Annotated in this window: 16 protein-coding genes; all 16 read left to right on the top strand. The window is 52.5% G+C overall.

Features of this window, described 5'->3' with window-relative positions:
- The first annotated feature begins 151 nt into the window (after positions 1-151).
- On the top strand, positions 152-589 hold the full coding sequence (mraZ, locus tag MKY59_RS22060) for a division/cell wall cluster transcriptional repressor MraZ (RefSeq protein ID WP_236416634.1): 438 nt from the start codon (positions 152-154) through the stop codon (positions 587-589).
- A 17-nt stretch (positions 590-606) separates the two neighbouring features.
- Positions 607-1,557, top strand: coding sequence for a 16S rRNA (cytosine(1402)-N(4))-methyltransferase RsmH (gene rsmH / locus MKY59_RS22055; protein WP_236416633.1), 951 nt, complete (start codon positions 607-609; stop codon positions 1,555-1,557).
- Between the two features lie 26 nt (positions 1,558-1,583).
- Positions 1,584-2,009, top strand: coding sequence for a hypothetical protein (locus tag MKY59_RS22050; protein WP_339273847.1), 426 nt, complete (start codon positions 1,584-1,586; stop codon positions 2,007-2,009).
- A 16-nt stretch (positions 2,010-2,025) separates the two neighbouring features.
- Positions 2,026-4,356 carry a penicillin-binding transpeptidase domain-containing protein gene (locus tag MKY59_RS22045; protein ID WP_339273846.1) on the top strand — a complete coding sequence of 777 codons (2,331 nt, stop codon included), beginning with the start codon at positions 2,026-2,028 and terminating at the stop codon, positions 4,354-4,356.
- A 93-nt stretch (positions 4,357-4,449) separates the two neighbouring features.
- Positions 4,450-6,414: a stage V sporulation protein D gene (locus MKY59_RS22040; protein ID WP_236416630.1), complete on the top strand. Its 1,965-nt coding sequence runs from the start codon at positions 4,450-4,452 to the stop codon at positions 6,412-6,414.
- 131 nt (positions 6,415-6,545) lie between these two features.
- Positions 6,546-8,033, top strand: a complete 1,488-nt coding sequence (locus tag MKY59_RS22035) for a UDP-N-acetylmuramoyl-L-alanyl-D-glutamate--2,6-diaminopimelate ligase (protein WP_339273845.1) — start codon at positions 6,546-6,548, stop codon at positions 8,031-8,033.
- Positions 8,033-9,445, top strand: a complete 1,413-nt coding sequence (murF, locus tag MKY59_RS22030) for a UDP-N-acetylmuramoyl-tripeptide--D-alanyl-D-alanine ligase (protein WP_339278452.1) — start codon at positions 8,033-8,035, stop codon at positions 9,443-9,445. Before MKY59_RS22035 ends, murF begins: the two co-directional genes overlap by 1 nt.
- 12 nt (positions 9,446-9,457) lie before the next feature.
- Complete coding sequence (gene mraY, locus MKY59_RS22025; RefSeq protein ID WP_236416625.1) at positions 9,458-10,426, top strand: phospho-N-acetylmuramoyl-pentapeptide-transferase; 969 nt, start codon at positions 9,458-9,460, stop codon at positions 10,424-10,426.
- 3 nt (positions 10,427-10,429) lie between these two features.
- Complete coding sequence (murD, locus tag MKY59_RS22020; protein WP_236416624.1) at positions 10,430-11,851, top strand: UDP-N-acetylmuramoyl-L-alanine--D-glutamate ligase; 1,422 nt, start codon at positions 10,430-10,432, stop codon at positions 11,849-11,851.
- 48 nt (positions 11,852-11,899) lie between these two features.
- On the top strand, positions 11,900-12,997 hold the full coding sequence (gene spoVE / locus MKY59_RS22015) for a stage V sporulation protein E (RefSeq protein WP_236416622.1): 1,098 nt from the start codon (positions 11,900-11,902) through the stop codon (positions 12,995-12,997).
- 7 nt (positions 12,998-13,004) lie between these two features.
- Positions 13,005-14,114, top strand: coding sequence for an undecaprenyldiphospho-muramoylpentapeptide beta-N-acetylglucosaminyltransferase (gene murG / locus MKY59_RS22010; RefSeq protein ID WP_339273844.1), 1,110 nt, complete (start codon positions 13,005-13,007; stop codon positions 14,112-14,114).
- Positions 14,115-14,741: 627 nt separating this feature from the next.
- Positions 14,742-16,025, top strand: a complete 1,284-nt coding sequence (murA, locus tag MKY59_RS22005) for a UDP-N-acetylglucosamine 1-carboxyvinyltransferase (protein WP_236416620.1) — start codon at positions 14,742-14,744, stop codon at positions 16,023-16,025.
- Positions 16,026-16,084: 59 nt separating this feature from the next.
- Positions 16,085-16,852, top strand: coding sequence for an FtsQ-type POTRA domain-containing protein (locus MKY59_RS22000; protein WP_339273843.1), 768 nt, complete (start codon positions 16,085-16,087; stop codon positions 16,850-16,852).
- Positions 16,853-17,142: 290 nt separating this feature from the next.
- A complete protein-coding gene (ftsA, locus tag MKY59_RS21995; RefSeq protein ID WP_236416618.1) occupies positions 17,143-18,420 on the top strand; it encodes a cell division protein FtsA in 1,278 nt (425 codons plus the stop codon).
- Between the two features lie 148 nt (positions 18,421-18,568).
- Positions 18,569-19,681 (top strand): cell division protein FtsZ, encoded by a 1,113-nt coding sequence (gene ftsZ, locus MKY59_RS21990; RefSeq protein WP_236416617.1) that lies wholly within the window; start codon positions 18,569-18,571, stop codon positions 19,679-19,681.
- Positions 19,682-20,095: 414 nt separating this feature from the next.
- Positions 20,096-21,076, top strand: a complete 981-nt coding sequence (gene spoIIGA / locus MKY59_RS21985) for a sigma-E processing peptidase SpoIIGA (RefSeq protein ID WP_339273842.1) — start codon at positions 20,096-20,098, stop codon at positions 21,074-21,076.
- Positions 21,077-21,087 lie beyond the last annotated feature (11 nt).

Genomic DNA, 21,087 nt, shown 5'->3' with positions numbered 1-21,087 from the left:
AGGGCGTTTTTTATGTTTTTTTCATGATTACGAATATTTGGGGAAATCAAGATAGGAAAGAAGGGTTTTGATTTTTTTTTGCGAATCTATTATGCTTAGGTGGTGGAAAGTGGGGCAAAGTGGGGAGAATGGGTGAGGAGTGAGTGGGCCAATGTTTATGGGGGAATTCCAACATAGCATTGATGACAAGGGCCGGATCATTATCCCGGCCAAATTCCGCGAATCCTTAGGGCCTTCTTTCGTTGTCACACGTGGGTTAGACCAGTGTCTTTTCGTGTATCCCATGGATGAATGGGGAATCATGGAACAGAAGCTCAAGGCACTGCCTTTGATGAAATCCGATGCGCGCGCGTTTACCCGGTTTTTTTTCTCGGGGGCTACCGAATGCGAATTGGACAAACAGGGCAGGGTAAATTTGCCTGGCAACCTCAGGGAGTATGCCAAGCTGGACAAGGACTGCGTGGTTCTGGGCGTGTCAAACCGGGTGGAGATTTGGAGCAAAGGCATATGGGAGAACTATTTCAATCAATCCGAAGAAGCATTCAACGACATCGCCGAGAAGCTGGTCGATTTTAATTTTGATTTATGAAGCAGGAGGGGTGCAGGTTGTTTCACCACATTACCGTACTCAAAGAAGAAGCAACAGAAGGATTAAACATCAAGCAGGACGGGATATACGTGGACTGCACTTTAGGCGGTGCCGGGCATAGTTCCGTGATTGCATCCAAGCTGGGTCCAGAAGGGCGACTCATAGCGCTCGACCAGGACGACTGGGCATTGGACAATGCGCGCGAGAAACTGGCCGTATACGGAGAGCGGGTGACGCTCGTCAAAACCAATTTCCGTGATCTGGAGCAGGTACTGAAAGATTTGAACGTACCCATGAAAGACGGCGTACCGCAAGTGGACGGCATTTTGTACGATTTGGGGGTATCTTCCCCGCAGTTTGATGAGGGAGAGCGCGGGTTCAGCTATAACCACGATGCTCCGCTCGATATGCGCATGGACCAAGATGCGTATCTGACGGCCAAAGAGATCATCAATGAATGGCCCGAAGAGGAGATTGCCCGGATTTTGTACACCTATGGCGAGGAAAAGTTCTCAAGACGGATCGCCAGGGTTATCGTGGAGAAGCGTAGTCAGTCTCCAATCGAAACGACGGGCGAGCTCGTCGAATTGATCAAAGAAGGGATTCCCGCCGCAGCTCGCCGCACAGGCGGTCATCCGGCCAAACGCAGTTTTCAGGCACTGCGGATTGCCGTCAATGATGAGCTGGGAGCCTTCGAGGAAGCGTTGCACCAGGCTGTTCGCTGTCTGGCGCCTGGCGGACGTGTATCTGTCATCACCTTCCATTCGCTTGAAGATCGGATATGCAAACAAATATTCAGCAGTTATTTGGAGAAATGCACATGCCCTCCGGATTTCCCGTTGTGCGTGTGCGGCGGCCAAGGCGTACTTCGTTTGGTCAACCGCAAACCTCTGGTTCCAACGGAAGCGGAACTGGCCGATAATCCACGTGCTCGTTCAGCCAAGCTGCGCGTAGCCGAGAAATTGTAAACCAATAGCGAAGGAGGAGCTTCAGCATGGCATATACACGTGGCAATCTGGCAGTGAAGGAGAAAGCGTCCGAACAGCGCGTGTCACAGCAGCGCTACAAGGAAACGACCAAAGTGGTGACGCGACGCTCAAGCATCCCCGGTCGAGAGAAGCTTTTGTACATGGCGACCCTGCTCGTCTGCATCATTGTAGGCGGTGCTTTGATGTGGCGATATGCGCACATTTACGATTTGAACAGACAAGCGCAAGCAGCTGCTTCGGAAATCAAAAAAAATGAAAAAACGATCGCCGATCTGGAGGTCGAAAAAGAGAGACTTAACAATCTGGTCATCGAAAATGCGCGCAAACTCGGGTATGTCGAAGCTGCCGACAAAGACGTTATTTACGTGCCCCGTTCAACGAGCAGGGCGAGTGACACGGATGCAGGCAAGTCGTCGGATTCCGCAGAGTAAATAAAGAGGTGTGCCGATGATTAAAAAAATTAAAATGCGAACGCTGCTTATAGGGGGATGTATAACCCTCTTTTTTCTTGTACTGATCATTCGAATTTTTTTCATTCAAGTGGTGAACGGTGATACATGGCAGGCTGAAGCCTCTTCGCTGATCGACCGGGAGAAGACCATAAAGGCATCCCGCGGCACGATTATGGACCGGAATGGCAACGTTCTGGCCACCGATGCGCCTGCCTATATCGTTTCCGTCAATCCCAAATTGATCAATAAACTCGGGATCGAAGATGTGGTAACGACCGAGCTGTCCAAAATTTTGGGCAAAAAAGAAAGTGAAATGCGCACTTTGGTGACCGCGAAAAAGCCGAACAGCGACGAGTTTTACGAGCAGCGTGAAGTGCGGAGCGAAGGGTTCAAGATCGGCCCCGAACTTGCGGCCAAAGTGAATGATTTGCGGAAACAGCTGCAGGAGAACTACAAAGCGGAGAATGCAATCGTCATGGCGCAGGTATCCAAGCGATACTACCCCGAGGAAAATCTGGCTTCCCATTTGCTTGGTTATATGAACCTCGAGGGAAAAGCTGTCAACGGGCTTGAAGTCTCATACGATGACAAGCTTACTGGTATCGACGGGTTTTTGCATTATCAAAAGGATGCCAAGGGCGTGCAGCTTCCCAATTCGAAGGAGAACTACCAGCCTCCGCAAAACGGGCACAATCTGAAGCTGACCATTGACGATACGATCCAGTATTACATTCAGGAAGCGATGAAAGAGGCCGTGGCAAAGTATAACCCGCTCAGCATGACCGTCATTGCGGCCGATCCGAACACGATGGAAATACTGGGCATGGCCAACTGGCCGGATTTTAATCCAAATACGTATTGGAATGCCTCGGATCAAAGAAACTTTGTCAATCACGCCGTCCAGTCGATTTACGAGCCGGGATCTACGTTCAAAATCGTTACGCTTGCGGGCGCCGTGGAAGAAAAACTGTTCGATCCCAATGCGACCTTTGAGTCCAAACGGATCGTCATCGGCGGATATCCCATCAGTGACAATGGGCACGCTTATGGGCGCATTTCATACCTGGAAGGGGTCAAACGTTCAAGTAACGTCGCTTTCGTCAATCTGGGTTACAGCATGCTCGGCGGCGATCGGTTGCGGAAATACATTGATAATTTCGGTTTTGGCGTCAAAACAGGCATCGACCTGCCCAATGAGTCGGCATCACCGATCAAACCGCTCGTGTACAAATCGGAAATCGCGGCCGCGGCGTATGGACACGGCCTCGTGCAAGTAACGCCAATCCAGCAAGTGGCCGCCATCTCGGCTATAGCCAATGGAGGCAAGCTGCTGGAGCCGCATTTGGTCAAAGAGATCATCAATCCGAATGACGGCACTTCCGAAGTGATCAAACCGAAGGAAGTCCGCCAAGTTATTTCAGCGGAGTCTTCCAAACTGGTGAGCGGTTATTTGGAACAGGTTGTAGCAGACCAGATTATCGGAACCGGACGAAACGCCTACATTGAAGGGTACCGTGTCGCAGGCAAGACGGGTACGGCCAGAAAAGTCATCAATGGGCAGTATAGCAAATCCAAAGATGTCGTATCGTTTATCGGATTTGCGCCTGTCAATAATCCGAAAATCGCCGTATTAGTCGTTATCGACCAGCCTGAAGGGACCAATATCGGCGGCGGTGCCGCTGCAGCACCTGTTTTCAAAAAAATCGTGAGCCAAACTTTGCAGTATATGGGTGTACCGAAAGATACGGCGAAAACGAAATCGAAAACCGACGCTCCTGTCGTTCAAGCCAAAGCCCCTGATCTGACAGGAAAAGCGGCGAAACAAGCCAGAACGACACTGCTCAATTCGGGCATCGCCTATGTAACGCTGGGCCAAGGAGAGAACGTGATTCGACAGTACCCCGCTGCGGGCGCCTCGATGAATCCGGGACAGCGTGTCTATCTGCTTACCGAAGAGAGCAGCAAAATGAAAGTACCTGATCTGACGGGAGAATCGCTCAGAGACGCCATGGAAGTGCTGTCGCTCATGAAGGTGGGCGTTACGGTCAAAGGCGAAGGGTATGTCGTTGAACAGAAAGAGCAAGTGGCAGGAGAACAGCGAACGGTGCAGCTCACGCTGCAATCGGCCAAAGCAGCAGTCACCGGGATCGAGGACGAAGCACCGGAATCTTCGGGTACGCCAACATCGTCCGAAAACGACGACGCGAGCAATTCGGAGCAGGCGGATCAAGAGAAGGAAACGCAGACGCAAACGACGGATTCGTCTCAAACCGAGAATGGAGATGCAGCGTCCGATTCGCAGTCCACAGATACCTCGCTGCCATAACGATATGGACAGCCCGTTCTAACCCCCGGTTGTCCCGAATATTCATGAATGGAACGCAGATCATGATTTTGGGACGACTGGGGGGAACTTCTATTGAAAGGCACAAGCATTCAGCTGCGGCGCAGGTTGCTGTGGGCATTGCTCATTTTGGTAGTGTTGTTTTCGGCCTTGGTAATCAGGCTTGCATATGTACAATTGGGACAAGGGCCGGAACTCGCGGAAAAGGCGGAAGAGTCATGGCGGCGTAACATCCCGTACACGGCCAAACGAGGGGAAATTCTGGACCGGAATGGTACTGCGCTTGCATACAATGTCACCACGCCGACGATTATGGCCATCCCTGTGCAAGTCAAGGAACCCGAGACAACGGCCAAGGCGCTGGCCCCTTTGCTGGGCATGACGGAAGAAAAGGTGCTGGCAACTATCACGAAGAGAGATATGATCGTACGACTACAGCCCGGCGGCCGCAAAATTACGATGGAGAAAGCACAACGCATCCGTGATTTGAAGCTTCCGGGCATCGTCGTTGCGGAGGATAACAAACGCTTTTACCCTTATGACGATTTGGCGGCGCATATTCTTGGCTTTACCGGGATTGATAATCAGGGATTGACCGGGGTCGAGAAGAAGTATGATGACAAACTCAATGGGCTGAACGGGAGCGTTTCCTACTTGTCCGATGCGGCCGGCAGGCTGATGCCGGGTTCATCCGAGAAGTATGTGGAGCCCAAGGACGGATTGGACCTGAAACTGACGATTGATCACTCGATTCAATCCATCATGGAGCGCGAATTGGACCAGGCGATGGTTAAGTTCCAGGCCAATTCGGCGCTGGCCATCGCGATGAATCCAAAAACGGGCGAGGTGCTTGCGATGGCGAGCCGTCCGGGTTACGAGCCGGCTAACTATCAGCAATATGCATCCGAGATCTACAACCGCAATCTTCCGATCTGGATGACCTACGAGCCAGGATCGACCTTCAAGATTATTACACTCGCGGCAGCGTTGGAAGAGAAAAAGGTCAATTTGCAGCAGGACCAATTCTATGATCCAGGTTATGTCGAGGTCGGCGGAGCCCGGCTTCGCTGCTGGAAAAAGGGTGGCCACGGAAGCCAGACATTCCTTCAAGTCGTCGAAAACTCCTGCAACCCGGGTTTTGTGGCCCTTGGCCAGAAGCTTGGGAAAGAATCCTTGTTCTCGTACATCAAAAATTTCGGGTTCGGCAGCAAAACCGGCATCGATCTCAGCGGGGAAGAAAACGGAATTTTGTTCAAGCTATCGCGGGTAGGCCCTGTCGAATTGGCCACGACGGCGTTTGGCCAAGGCGTCTCGGTAACGCCGATCCAGCAAGTGGCCGCCGTGTCGGCCGCCATCAATGGCGGCAAGTTATACAAGCCTTATGTGACCAAAGCGTGGGTTCATCCGGATACAGGCGAAGTCATCGAGGAATCGAAACCCCAACTGGTGCGGCAGGTGATTTCGGAGAGCACGTCGAAGCAGGTGCGCGAAGCGCTGGAGAGCGTGGTTGCCAAGGGCACGGGAAGACCGGCGTTCATTGACGGTTACCGGGTCGGCGGCAAAACGGGAACGGCCCAAAAGGTCGTAAACGGACGTTATTCAACAAGCGAGCATATCGTATCCTTTATCGGATTCGCCCCTGCCGACGATCCTCAAATCGTTGTCTACACGGCAGTGGACAATCCCAAAGGCATTCAGTTCGGGGGCGTGGTTGCTGCGCCGATCGTGCAGAACATTCTGGAGGACGCGCTGCATTACATGAACGTCGCTCCTCGCAAGGACCAGGTGGCAAAGGAATACAAGTACGGCGAAACGAAAATCGTTACCGTACCCGATCTGACGGGGGCAACGGCGGAGGATCTTTACGAGGATTTGAACATGAACTTTATGCTGGCGAAGTCCGGCAGCGGAAAGTATGTCATTAATCAGGCGCCGAAGCCCGGGTCCCGGGTAGAGCAAGGTTCAACGATCCGGATTTACATGAGCGATGTGTTGAAGGATGCACATCAGCATGCCGAGGAGGAGGGAGGCACGCCGTAACGCGTGCTCCTTCTCCTCAACCGCAACAAAATTCGCCGAACTGCGTTTCATTAAATGGCCTTATTGACGATATTAGTATAATAAAGACATCATGTTCGAACAGATTAATTTGGAGAAGTGAGGTTATCCATGTGCTTTTAAACCAATTTGCAGCAAAACTGAAAACCGCTCGCCTCATCGGCGAGCCTCATACAGAATGTCAAAACCTGCAGACAGATTCCCGTCAGGTCAAGCCGGGCGATCTGTTTATCTGTCTGCCGGGACATACGGTCGACGGTCATGATTATGCGGAAAAAGCCGTGAGCGCGGGTGCGGTCGCACTTGTCGTGGAACGCGAGCTGAATCTGCCGGTTCCGCAACTGCTCGTCAAGGACAGCCGTTTCGCCATGGCCGTGCTGGCCGATTTCTTTTTCGGGTCCCCAAGCCGCAAGATGAACATGATCGGGGTAACCGGAACGAACGGCAAAACGACGACCACTTATCTGATCGAAAAGATCATGAGCGATTACGGACAAAAGACAGGACTGATCGGCACCATCCAGATGCGTTATGACGGTCGCACATACCCGATGTCCGGCACTACGCCGGAAGCGCTGGATCTGCAGCGCAGCCTGCATGACATGGTGCAGACGGGGACGACCTGCTGCGTGATGGAAGTGTCTTCTCATGCACTGGAACAAGGCCGCGTAAAAGGAACCGACTTCCGCACGGCCGTATTCACCAACCTGACGCAGGATCATCTGGACTACCACCACTCCATGGAAGAGTACCGTTCCGCCAAAGGACTGTTCTTTGCCCGCCTGGGCAACGAATTCAGCGCGGATGATTCCCGCCGCAAATACGCGGTCATCAATGCGGACGACGCCTCTGCGGACTATTTCAAATCGGTAACGGCGGCCGAAGTCATTACATATGGCATGGGAGAGGACGCGGACGTTCGAGCCTCCGAGATCAAAATAACGGCGCAAGGCACGTCGTTCCATGTGGACACCTTTGCGGGCAGCACGGATATCCGTTTGCGCATGGTGGGCAAATTCAACGTTTACAACGCCATGGCGGCCATAGCTGCAGCGCTTGTGGAGAACGTACCCTTGGAAGAGATCAAGCGCAGCCTGGAGACGGTTCCTGGCGTGGACGGCCGCGTGGAAGCCGTCGACGAAGGCCAGCCGTTTGCGGTGATCGTGGATTATGCGCATACGCCGGACGGACTTGAAAACGTGCTTCGCACCGTGAAGGAGTTCGCTGAAGGCCGCGTAATTACCGTGTTCGGCTGCGGGGGAGACCGCGATCGGACGAAACGTCCGCTCATGGGGAAAATTGCGGCAAAATACAGCGATCTTGTGTTTGTTACCTCAGATAACCCTCGCACGGAAGATCCGGAACTTATTCTTAAAGACATCGAGCAGGGACTCATCGAAGAATCCGTTCCGTCCGACCGGTATATCATGATTGTTGATCGCCGTCAGGCGATTCATGAGGCTATTGAAAAGGCAAGCCCTGCCGATGTAGTATTGATTGCGGGCAAAGGGCATGAAAACTATCAGATTATCGGCACGACCAAAACCGATTTTGATGACCGGATCATTGCCAAAGAAGCGATAAGGGGAAAATCCAATTGATAAAGAGAACTATGGCACAACTGGCCGAAATGTGTGGAGGCACTTTAGTCGCCCCTGCTGCATATGCCAATATGGCTGCCCAAGGCGTCTATACGGATTCGCGTAAGCGGGCTGAAGGAAGTTTGTTCATTCCGCTTGTCGGCGACAGATTTGACGGACATGAATTTGCGCAAGCCTGTATGGAGAACGGTGCTGCCGGTACACTATGGCAAAAAGACCATGGCGAACCGCCGCAGGGAGCCGTCATCGTCGTCGACGATACCCTTGAGGCGCTCCAGGCGCTTGCGTCGGCTTATTTGGCCGAAAGCAAAGCCTCGGTGGTCGGCATTACGGGCAGCAACGGCAAAACAACGACAAAGGACATCGTCGACGCGCTTCTGTCCACCACGTTCAAGGTGCACAAAACGCAAGGCAACTTTAACAATCATATCGGTCTGCCGCTCACCGTGCTTGCGATGGAGCCGGACACCGAGATCATTATTTTGGAAATGGGCATGAGCGGACGAGGGGAGATCGAGACATTGTCCCGCATTGCCCGCCCCGACGTTGCAATTATTACGAACATCGGCGAATCCCATCTCCTGCAGCTCGGTTCCAGGCTGGAGATTGCCAGGGCCAAAGTGGAGATCGTGGCTGGCATGAAACCTGGCGGCTTGCTGATCCGAAACGGGGATGAGCCGCTAATCACGCAAGTGCTTGCAGAGGAAACAACGATCAAACCGGCAGGCTTGAACCAGTTTACATTTGGTCTTCAGCCGGACAATGACGATTATGCGACAGGCATCATGAATGCGCCCGGCGGGGTTGTTTTCACGAGCAAACAATCCGGCGAGGCCGCGATGAGCTTGCCACTGCTCGGCACGCATAATGTCGTGAACTGTATGGCTGCCCTGGCGGTCGCTCGCCATTTCGGAGTGTCTGCCGACCGCATTGCGCAGGGATTGTCCGGGCTGAAGCTTACAGGCATGCGGATTGAGATCGTTCAAGGCGCCAGCGGACTCACCATGCTGAACGATGCTTACAATGCAAGCCCGACCTCCATGAAAGCAGCGCTGGATGTCATTGAAGGCCTGAATGGATACAAATCCAAGGTCGCCGTGCTTGGCGACATGCTGGAGCTTGGGCCTCAAGAGCAGCAGCTTCATTATGATATAGGCAAGTATATTTCGCCGGAGAAATTGGACCTGGTGCTTGCATACGGGCCGTTGTCCGCCCACATTGCGGAAGGGGCCAGGGAAAACATGCCGCCCGAAGCGGTGCATGCTTTTGACAACAAAGAAGAAATGACCCGTTACCTGCTAGAGAAACTCCATCCCAGAGACGTTGTCTTGTTCAAGGCCTCACGGGGCATGAAGCTTGAGGACGTGGTCGAAGCACTGAAAACAGCACCATTACAGAACCGAGTAGACTAGAGGGGTGAACCCATGGATTTTCAAGTATTACTGTTAACAATCGGCGTTTCATTCATTTTGGCGGTGATTGCCGCACCGCTCTTGATTCCACTGCTGAGACGGATGAAATTCGGCCAGCAGGTACGGGAAGATGGCCCGCAGAGCCATCTGAAGAAAAGCGGAACGCCGACAATGGGCGGGGTTGTGATCATTCTGGCGTTCACGCTGGCTTTCCTGAAATTTTCGGCTGTCAAAAATACGGATTTTTACGTTCTGCTCGTAGCTACGCTTGGCTTTGGACTCATCGGATTTTTGGATGATTACATCAAAATCGTGTTCAAGCGCTCGCTGGGCCTGACGCCGGGGCAGAAGATGTTCGGGCAGCTGTTATTCAGCGCGATCATGTGTTACCTGCTTATTCAAAACGGGCATAGCACCGCTATATCGATTCCGGGCACTTCGGTATCTTTCGACTGGACGGGATGGTTCTACTATCCATTTGTCGTAATCATGATGCTGGCCATTACCAACGCCGTGAACTTTACCGATGGCTTGGACGGTCTGCTATCCGGCGTAAGTGCCATTGCTTTCGGCGCATTTGCCATTGTGGCGATGCAGGCGACTTCCATGCCGGCAGCCGTATGTGCCGCGGCTATGATCGGGGCTGTGCTGGGCTTCCTCGTTTACAATGCCCATCCCGCCAAAGTATTCATGGGTGATACCGGATCGCTGGGCATTGGCGGAGCGATAGGAGCGGTTGCCATCGTCACGAAGACGGAGCTGTTGTTCGTCATTATCGGCGGCGTGTTTGTCATCGAGATTTTGTCCGTCGTCATCCAGGTCATCTCGTTCAAAACCCGGGGCAAGCGCGTATTCAAAATGAGTCCCATCCACCATCACTTCGAACTGAGCGGCTGGTCGGAATGGCGCGTCGTCATTACCTTCTGGGCTGTTGGCGCCATATTGGCAGCTGTCGGACTTTATCTCAACAAGGGGTTGTAAAACATGAAGCATCCTGATGAATATCGCGAAAAACGGGTTGTCGTGCTCGGACTGGCCAAAAGCGGCGTGCAGGTCGCCAAGGTACTGGAACGCGCCGGCGCCAAAGTGACGGTCAATGACAAAAAGGAGAGGGAACAGTGTCCCGAAGCATCCGAGTTGGAGGCTTTGGGAATTTCTGTTGTATGCGGGGGACATCCCGATAACCTCATTAACGAGGATGTTCAGCTCGTGGTCAAAAATCCGGGAATCCCGTACCAGGCACCACCCGTCCAGAAAGCGCTCGAGCTTGGGATTGAGGTCGTTACCGAAGTCGAGGTTGCTTACCATCTCTGCGAGGCACCGATCATCGGAATTACGGGGTCCAACGGCAAAACAACGACAACGACATGGGTTGGAAAAATGCTGGAGCATGCCGGCCTGAAACCGATTGTGGCTGGAAATATCGGTACACCGCTCTGCGAAGCGGCGGAACAGGCTGATCAGGACAATTGGATGGTGGCTGAGCTGAGCAGCTTCCAGCTTAAAGGCACGGTGGATTTCCGTCCGCGCATTGCGTGTCTGCTCAATGTGGCCGAGACCCATCTGGATTACCACGGAGACATGGACGATTACGTTGCCTCCAAAGCCAAGCTGTTCGCCAACCAGCAGTCCGGGGATACCGCGGTGCTCAATTGGGATGACCCCGTATGCCGCGGCCTCGTACCCTACATCAAGGGCAGATTGGTTCCCTTCTCCGTGACGGAGAAGCTGGACATCGGGGTTTACGCCGATCCGCCATACGTGGACGGTGAGGAGGATGATGTTCAGCGCCAGGCGATCTACGCTGACGGCAGCGGCAATCACCATGTCATCATTGACGTGTCCGACATCGGCCTTCCTGGCCGGTTCAACGTGGAGAATGCACTGGCCGCCATTGCGATTGCGGTGTCTGCCGGGGCCGATCCGTCTTCATTGCTCGTACCTCTGTCCGAATTCAAGGGTGTCGAGCACCGTTTGGAGTATGTCCTGGAGCACCAAGGAGCCGCATATTACAACAATTCGAAAGCGACCAACTCCAAAGCTACCGTCAATGCGCTGGGCTCTTTCAAACAACCCGTCGTGCTGATCGCCGGTGGATTGGACCGCGGGTCGGACATGATGGAGCTGCTGCCTTTATTTCAGGAAAAGGTCAAAGCGGTGGTGGCCCTTGGCGAGACACGGGAGAAGATTGCCCGGGTTGCGGAACTGGCCGGGTTAAAGGAAATCAAGGTCGTCGATAATGAGGAGGATGCCGCCCTGACGCTAACCGCTGCAGTACAGGAAGCGAAGAAGCTTGCGGCTCCGGGCGATGTGGTTCTTCTGTCGCCTTCTTGCGCCAGCTGGGACATGTTTGCTTCTTACGAAGAGCGGGGACGCATTTTTAAAGAGGCGGTGCATAACTTGTAAGTAGGGGGGTGGAAAAGCCCCTACTTCGATGCAAGGGGTGGCCTCCTGATGAAACAGACGCGACCGGCGCCGGACATCTGGCTCCTGATTTGTATTTTGGCTTTGCTTGCCATCGGCATTATTATGGTTTATAGTGCGGGATCGGTACTTGCATTCCATGATTATGGCGATTCCTTTTACTTTGTCAAACGACAGCTGCTGTTTGCGGGACTTGGACTCGCGGCGATGTTTGTTACGGCTAACGTGGACTATCGTGTGTGGAGGAAGTATGCCAAGCCGATATTGATTGCCTGTTTCGTGATGCTGATTGCGGTGCTGATTCCCGGGATCGGCGTTGTTCGCGGCGGAGCCAGGAGCTGGCTGGGCATCGGTTCGTTCGGCATCCAGCCGTCGGAGTTCATGAAGCTGGGCATGATTTTGTTTTTGGCGCACTGGCTCGGTAAGGATACGGGCAAACTCAAAACCTTTACGACAGGATTGCTTCCGCCCCTCGGATTGATGGGGCTCGCTTTTGGGATTATCATGCTGCAGCCTGATTTGGGGACAGGCACCGTCATGATGGGAGCCTCCATGTTGATCGTGTTCACTGCCGGAGCAAGAATGAAACATTTGCTGCTCTTAGCCCTTGGCGGCGTGGCCGGTTTTGTGGCATTGATCGCTGCAGCCCCCTATCGGCTGAAACGAATTACGGCATTTCTTGACCCATGGTCAGACCCGTTAGGTGCAGGATATCAGATCATTCAATCCCTTTATGCGATTGGCCCTGGCGGGTTGGCAGGCCTGGGACTCGGGATGAGCCGGCAGAAGTACAGTTACGTCCCGGAACCGCAGACTGATTTTATTTTTTCCATTTTGGCCGAAGAGCTTGGATTCATCGGTGGAATGATTGTGCTGCTCCTGTTCCTTGTGCTGATTTGGCGGGGCATGCGCGTCGCGATGACGATTCCCGATGCTTTCGGCAGCCTGCTCGGCGTCGGCATTGTCGGCATGGTTGCTGTTCAGGTCATCATCAACATCGGCGTGGTGATCGGTTTAATGCCGGTCACGGGCATTACGCTTCCACTGATCAGTTACGGCGGTTCTTCTTTAACCCTCATGCTGACAGCTCTCGGCATTTTATTGAATTTATCCCGTTATGCGAGGTGAACATACGATGCGAGTCGTATTAAGCGGCGGCGGAACCGGAGGTCATATCTATCCGGCCGTGGCCATTGCTAGGCAGATCGAGGCGGAAAATCCGGACTCGGAATTTTTATATATCGGCGGTACCAGAGGCTTGGAGAGCAAACTGGTACCCCAGGAAAATATCCCGTTTCAGTCCATTGACATTACGGGCTTCCGTCGTAAATTATCCATGGACAATCTGAAAACCGTGATGCGCTTCCTTCAAGGCGTCAGGAAATCCAAAAAAATGCTGAAGGAGTTCAAACCCGACGTGGTGATCGGCACAGGCGGATATGTGTGCGGACCGGTCGTTTATGCCGCAGCCAAATTGGGCATTCCGAGCGTCATTCACGAGCAGAACGCCATTCCGGGTCTGACCAACAAGTTCCTGACCCGCTACGTGGATACGGTGGCGGTCAGCTTTGAAGGCTCGGACAAGGCTTTTCCGGGAGCCAAGCGGGTCGTTTACACCGGAAATCCCCGGGCAACGACCGTGGCCAAGGCCAGCCGTGACCGGGGATTTGCCACGTTGGGCGTACCGATGGACAGCAGGGTTGTCCTTGTTGTGGGAGGCAGCCGCGGAGCCAAGGCGATCAATCAGGCAATGGTCGACATGGCTCCGATGCTGGAGCGGTTGAAGGATGTGCACGTCGTGTACGTCACCGGCGAATCGTACTTTGATGAAACGCGGGAAGCCATTCGCAGCACGCTTGGCACGATGCCGAATCATTTGCATGTATTGCCGTACGTACACAACATGCCGGAAGTGCTGGCGTGCACTTCGCTGATCGTCAATCGGGCAGGCGCATCGTTTCTGGCCGAGATTACTTCGCTCGGCATACCTTCCATCCTGATTCCGTCTCCGAACGTGACGAACAATCATCAGGAAGCCAATGCCCGCATGCTGGAACGAGGCGGAGCTTCGGTGACCATGCTTGAGAAGGATTTGTCCGGCAAGGCGCTTTATGAAGCCATCGAAGGCATCATGAACAACGAGGAAGCCCGCAAACGCATGGCGGCATCCTCCCTTTCGCTCGGCAAACCGGATGCAGCCGAAGTGCTGGTAGACGAAATTCGAAGACTTGCGGTGCATCGGTAAAGTGCTTTATGGGCGATTGTCACACACTGGCAGGGACTTACATAAGATACCCTATAAATCGTGACAATCGTTCTATGGCGCGGCAGCACAGCCTGCGGGAAAAGAAGCTGGTTCTCCGATCGGTTTCGAAACAAGGGTGATGGTCTGCATGAGTTTGGAGCCCCATCCGGCATCATGCGGACACGGTCCTTGAAAACGAAACGCTTGCAACTGGCACCATATGGAACATCGGCGGATCCTGCGGGTACGCCGGTCCTACCGGGGAACAGTGAGCAAATGTTCAATCCCGTTCGGCCTGTTGCACAGATGGCAGATTCCTTGGGGGAGCCGAAGGGAAATGGAGGATCTGGGTTCGACTGCGCTCCCGGAACTGTCGGGAGATGTCGTGAAATGAATGCAGGTGCCCATGGATCGGATGTGTCACGGATATTTCATACCGCTTGAATAGAAGCTGGGGCGTGGGAGACGGTACATTATGTTTCCAAGTGCAATTCCCGGCCATGCAACGGCATAGGACGTTATCACCCTGATACAGCAAATTCGGAGCAATACATCATCTCAAACCGGCATTGAACTTGTTTCGGAAGTTTTCGCAGCGGGTGAGCGGTAAACCCCGGAGGTGATACATTGGACAAATTGGTGATTGAAGGCGGGAAACCCCTCTCAGGAACCATACGCATCCATGGAGCAAAAAATGCCGCTTTACCGATTATGGCCGCAAGTTTGTTGGCAGACGGCAAAGTAACCCTGCACAACGTTCCGCACTTGCTGGACATTCAAGTGATGCTGTATATCCTGGAGCGGCTTGGATGCACATGTCGGCATGAACAGGAGATCGTGACCATTGACACATCGTCCATTCAGTCATTCGACGTGCCTGAGGACCTGATGAAGCAGATGCGCTCATCCATCTTCTTGATGGGGCCATTATTGGCCAAGTTTGGGCAAGTCTCCGTGTACCAGCCAGGCGGCTGTGCCATAGGAGAGCGGAAGATTGACCTTCATCTCAGAGGCCTTGAAGCATTGGGGGCTTCGATTGAAGAACTGGATCAGCAAATCGTCTGTCAAGCACAGAAACTGGTGGGTACGGATATTCAGCTTGATTTCCCCAGTGTAGGGGCCACCGAAAACATCATGATGGCCGCAGTGTTGGCAGAAGGTACTACGACGATCTACAATGCGGCGCGAGAGCCCGAAATTCAAGATTTGCAGCATTTCCTCAATGCCATGGGGGCACGCATTATCGGTGCGGGAACCGATACGATTACCATTAACGGCGTGGAGAAGCTGGAGCCATGCACATATGAAATTATCCCGGATCGAATCGTTGCAGGCACGGTGATGATCGCAGCCGCAGCGACCCGTGGCAATGTGACGCTTACGCACTGCAACCCGGCGCACCTTACTTCGCTTATTCATGTGCTCAAGCGCGTTGGTGTTCAAATCACGGTCTGCAATGATATAATGACGGTGAGCAGCATGAGCCGTCCAAAATCAGTGGACCGCATCGTGACTTCGCCGTATCCTTCGTTTCCTACAGATCTGCAGTCCCAGATCATGGTCCTGCTTAGCTTGGCGGATGGGTTTAGTGTAATGAGGGAAACGGTGTTCGAGGGCCGCTTCAAACATGTTGATGAGTTGAATGTGATGGGAGCCGACATTTCCGTGGATTTGAACGCGGCTTTCATCCGCGGGGTACCTAGGCTTTATGGGGCTACCGTGGAAGCAACCGATCTGCGCGCCGGAGCGGCACTTGTCATTGCCGGATTGGCTGCGCAAGGGAAGACGGTTGTGGAGCAGGTTCATCATATCGATCGAGGATATGATCGGATTGAGAAGCTGTTCCAGAGTCTGGGGGCTACGGTTGAACGACAGTCTCCGGTCTCGAAACAGCTGGATTTTGCCAATTAACGTCCTTTGAGTCCCCTTCTTATAGGGGAGGGGACTCGAGGCTTTGTGGAGCGCGATCTATGCCAAAAAGTCAAATTCCGGTTCTGAAAACGAACCGGCCTAAACGAAATACGAGCCGTAAGCTTGTTTTTGTGTTATTGCTATTATTCGTAGTCCTTCTTGCCGTTCTTTTTTTTCGTTCTTCCGTTAGCCGGATTTCGGCGATTGAAATTACGGGAAATGTATACACTTCGACCTCGGAGCTTCTTGAGCAAACCGGATTGAAGGTCGGCGACCAGTTTTTTGGGACAAGTTCCGGGGAAGTGGTCCAGAGGCTGGAAGCGAACAAGGCCATACAAGGAGCGACGGTGGACAAGCAGTTTCCGGGCACCATTCATATCAAGGTCCAGGAGTACCCGACTGTTGCGTATGAACTTGATGCGAGCGGTGCGCTGAAGGCCATTCTGGCCAGCGGGACAAGCCTTGCCGTACCTGCAAACACCGGGGTAGCCGTTGAGAAGCCGATCCTCACGCAGTGGAAAGCCGATGATCCGCTCAAAGCGGAACTCAGCGAAGTGTTATCGAAAATTCCGAATGAGTTGACCACGGATATTTCGGAAATCATTCCGAATCCGACGCCGTCTTTTCCCGACCAGATTCGGATGTATACCAAAACGCAATTCGAAGTGGTTACGACGGTTTCCATGCTTGCGGACAAAGTGGAGTATTTGAACCAGGTGATCGAGACCGAACGGCCAGGGAAAATCACGATGCTGGAGGCGGACACATACGTGCCTTTCATTGCGGAAGACCCGGATGAAAATGCCGAACCAGGAGCGGGTCAATAACGAAACGAAGCTCTCCTGATTAGATGTGCAAAGCCTGACGGAATGCCGTTTCAGACTGGTCCGGTTTGTGAAAGTTGTGCTTTCTGTGAAGGGGAAAAAATGATACACTTTAGCTTATGGCACTGGAATAGCCTCCTTCTTTTTTCTTCAAGGTTTTATGTATTGACACCCAGATGTTGGCATCCAAAAAAATTGTAGAAAAAAGAGGGAAAGCCTAAAGTGTGTTGAATATGTTTTAAGAGTGTTTATACGTTCGTAATCTATTATTGGAGTCAGGAGGTGCCAGAGACTTGAGCAACAATGACATCATTGTTAGTTTGGACATCGGTACATCCAAAATTCGCGCTATTATTGGGGAAATTAATAATGGAACCTTTAATATTATTGGAGTTGGATCTGCCGACTCGGAGGGAATTCGCAAAGGTGTAATCGTAGATATCGACCAGACGGTGCAATCGATCCGCAATGCGGTGGAACATGCGGAGCGTATGGTAGGTATTCAAATATCCGAAGTATATGTTGGAATCTCGGGAAATCATATTGGGTTGATGAGCAGCCACGGTGTCGTGGCCGTTTCGAACGAAGATCGTGAAATCGGGGAAGAAGACATGGAACGGGTGTTGAAAGCAGCCGAAGTCATTGCGGTCCCGCCAGAGCGTGAAATTATCGATGTTGTGGCGAAGCAGTATATCGTAGATGGTCTGGAGGGCATACAGGACCCGCGCGGTATGATTGGCGTTCGCCTTGAAGTTGAGGCAACGATTATTACGGGGGCAAAAACCGCGATACATAATCTTTTGCGCTGTGTGGAGAAAGCGGGCCTGAAGGTAAGCGACCTCGTGCTGATGTCTCTGGGCGCAGGTCAGTTAGCATTGTCCAAAGATGAGAAATCGATGGGTTCCGTGCTTGTTGACATTGGCGCAGGGGCAACAACGATTGCCGTTTTCGAGGAAGATAGCCTCGTGGCTACTTCAACGCTTCCGATTGGCGGCGAGTTTGTAACCAATGATATCGCCTATGGGCTTCGCACGTTGACGGATCAGGCTGAAAAGGTCAAGTTGAAATACGGTTGTGCTTGGCTGGATGACGCTGCCGCCGACGTTATGTTCAAGGTAACCCGCATTGGCAGCAATGTGGACAAGGAGTTTTCGCAGGAGGATCTTGCTGCAATTATTGAGCCAAGGGTTCAAGAAATTTTCCAGATGATCGCTCAGGAAGTGAAACGCCTTGGTTACATGGAACTTCCCGGAGGTTATATATTAACGGGAGGAACCGTGTCCATGCCTGGAGTGCTGCAGGTAGCTCAGCATGAACTGGCTGCATCGGTTCGAATCGCGGTTCCGGATTATATCGGTGTCCGCGACCCCGGATATACTAGCGGTGTGGGCATATTGCATAATGTGATCCGCAGCTTGCGCGTTCGTCCGTCTGTGAGCAGCAGCGGTGGCGGCAGCAGCACGGGCAGCAAGAAGCCGGCCAACCGCGCAAAGCCGAGCGCAGCTCCGGAAGCTGAACAAAAACCGGGCTTCATCGAACGGCTGAAGAACATGTTCAGCGAATTTATATAACAGGTTGAATCCATTTCATACTCTTTAAGCCGTCTGAATGCGCTGGTAAATTCACAGAAACGCTTTCGTTCGTCGATATATGAAATTGATTCGGTTCAATACCAATTGGACGGGCCATCCATGCACATTGAGGGGGAGATGGAATAATATGTTGGAATTTGATTTCGAGATGGAGAGCTTGGCTCAAATAAAGGTTATCGGTGTGGGCGGCGGCGGAAGCAATGCTGTCAACCGGATGATCGAAAATGGAGTGCAAGGCGTAGAATTCATTACGGTGAATACGGATGCGCAGGCGTTGCACTTGGCGAAATCCGAACATAAATTGCAGATTGGCGACAAGTTGACGCGAGGTCTTGGTGCCGGTGCCAACCCGGAGGTAGGTAAAAAAGCTGCCGAGGAATCCCGCGATCTGATCATGAACACCTTGAAAGGTGCGGACATGGTTTTTGTAACTGCCGGAATGGGCGGAGGTACAGGAACAGGCGCGGCACCGGTCATTGCCGAAATCGCCAAGGAATGCGGGGCCCTTACGGTAGGCGTAGTGACCCGACCATTTACGTTCGAAGGACGGAAACGTTCCAGCCATGCGGAGCAAGGCATTGAAGCTCTTAAGGAAAAGGTCGATACGCTGATCGTTATTCCGAACGATCGTTTGCTTGAAATCGTCGACAAAAAAACGCCGATGCTCGAAGCGTTCCGTCAAGCGGATAACGTGCTTCGTCAAGCCGTTCAGGGCATTTCTGACCTGATTGCCGTTCCAGGATTGATCAACCTTGACTTCGCGGACGTCAAAACGATCATGACGGAACGCGGATCGGCCCTGATGGGGATCGGCGAAGCAACAGGAGAGAACCGCGCGGCTGAAGCTGCACGTAAGGCGATCATGAGCCCATTGCTTGAAACTTCGATTGAAGGCGCACGCGGCGTAATCATGAACATTACGGGCGGAATCAATCTTTCCCTGTATGAAGTGAACGAAGCAGCGGAAATTGTTACTTCGGCTTCGGACCCTGAAGTAAACATGATCTTTGGTGCGATCATTGACGAAAACATGAAAGAGGAAATCAAAGTCGTTGTCATTGCAACCGGTTTTGAAGACAATCCGGTATCACCGCCTCCAGGCCGCAAACCAACGCCAACGAGCGAACCGGCGGAGAATCGTTCTCCGAACCTGCGTCCGTTTGGGAATCAGCCAAGTGCCGATCAGCTGGACATTCCGACATTTTTGCGCAATCGTACGCGTAATAACAATAACGATTGATCGTTCATGGAAAGCGACAGAACCCGGTCTCCTGATGGAGAAACCGGGTTCTTTGCCGTTCACAATATCAGCATGACTGAACTTCAAGTCACCTTCTCCTTCATACTGCAACCCGGTTCTCTTCAATTCGCGGCCCGGTTCCTCGACAAGTGCCTCGATAACTATTTCCTTTAGGAAGATTGTACCATACCCCAATGAACAAATTCTGAACAACCCACATAGCGCACGTTCCGACAAAAAAAGTTGAAGCCATTCCACCATGTTTAGACAGACTTTGAGAAAGGGGTTCCCTATACTTGTGAGTATGTTCCATATGGAAACTGTGCTGCAAAATTGATAGATAAGCAACCACGGCGAATCGAAGTCAGTTAATTTCGATAATTTCGATATGTGGTGAGCGGGCAGGTGGATCGTGTGGTTGTATACGTAGATCTCATTTTTTTGACCAACCTGTGCATCGACGGTGCGCTCATCGGGCTGACAGCATGGATGAGAAAGAGCAGGCTGGTCTGGTGGAGATGGTTGTTGTCCGCCGTTGTGGGGGCACTGTACGTGGTCATGATGTTCGTGCCTGAGCTCGCGTTTCTGTTCACGTTCCTGATCAAATTCACATTGTCCCTGATTATGTTGTTTATCGCGTTTGGCTTCAAAGGTCTGCAGGCATTCTGCAAAACGTTGGGAACCTTTTATGTCATCAATTTTGTGGCTGCCGGGGGCATTCTGGGCGTGCACTACATGCTTCAGAGCTCGGGTGAGCTGTTCAACGGAATCTGGTTTACGGCATCTGGCGGAATGTCGTTTGATTTGAAAATCGCGTTTTGGTTTACGTTTATCGTATTTTTTGCGGTGCTGGCGTTGTTCAAAGCCGTGCAGAACTCGAAGCGTAAAGCAGAACGGATGACTACGTATCTAGGGCAGGTCGATGTATACATTGATGAAGCGATCGTTTCTTGTACAGGCCTTTTGGATACGGGAAACCAACTTGCCGATCCGCTCACCCGTCAACCCGTTATGGTGATGGAAGTTTCGCAATGGCAGCAATGGCTGCCGGGTTCCTGGAAGGACAGATTGAAACATGAGGCGCCGGACAACCTTATTATGGACATGAATCAGGAGCAATTTCACTGGCAGGATCGATTGAGGCTTGTACCCTATCGGGGCATCAATAAGGGGACTGCGTTTATGCTGGCAATCAAGCCGGATCGGGTGAAGGTAACGATGGGTGGGATCTGTTATGAAACAACCAGAGTCCTGATAGGTTTGGATGGGGGAACGTTATCGTCCGAAGGAAAATATCAGGCGGTCATTCACCCTGACCTCGTGCAGGATTCCAGCGGTGGAGCGCCGATCGCCGGCACTGCAGGAACAACAGAAAAGCCGCTGAATGTGGTATAGGAGGAACGTGC

Origin of the sequence: Paenibacillus sp. FSL W8-0426 (assembly GCF_037969725.1) — a bacterium.
GTDB lineage: Bacteria > Bacillota > Bacilli > Paenibacillales > Paenibacillaceae > Paenibacillus > Paenibacillus hubeiensis.
The sequence above is the reverse complement of the archived record's forward strand: the minus strand, read 5'-3'. Positions and strand labels throughout refer to the sequence as shown.

Bases quoted from the DNA above. Each gene is read 5' to 3' on its own strand.
- mraZ (WP_236416634.1), top strand. From the start codon at position 152: ATGTTTATGGGGGAATTCCAACATAGCATTGATGACAAGGGCCGGATC.
- MKY59_RS22050 (WP_339273847.1), top strand. From the start codon at position 1,584: ATGGCATATACACGTGGCAATCTGGCAGTGAAGGAGAAAGCGTCCGAA.
- MKY59_RS22045 (WP_339273846.1), top strand. From the start codon at position 2,026: ATGATTAAAAAAATTAAAATGCGAACGCTGCTTATAGGGGGATGTATA.
- mraY (WP_236416625.1), top strand. From the start codon at position 9,458: ATGGATTTTCAAGTATTACTGTTAACAATCGGCGTTTCATTCATTTTG.
- murD (WP_236416624.1), top strand. From the start codon at position 10,430: ATGAAGCATCCTGATGAATATCGCGAAAAACGGGTTGTCGTGCTCGGA.
- spoVE (WP_236416622.1), top strand. From the start codon at position 11,900: ATGAAACAGACGCGACCGGCGCCGGACATCTGGCTCCTGATTTGTATT.
- murG (WP_339273844.1), top strand. From the start codon at position 13,005: ATGCGAGTCGTATTAAGCGGCGGCGGAACCGGAGGTCATATCTATCCG.
- MKY59_RS22000 (WP_339273843.1), top strand. From the start codon at position 16,085: ATGCCAAAAAGTCAAATTCCGGTTCTGAAAACGAACCGGCCTAAACGA.
- ftsZ (WP_236416617.1), top strand. From the start codon at position 18,569: ATGTTGGAATTTGATTTCGAGATGGAGAGCTTGGCTCAAATAAAGGTT.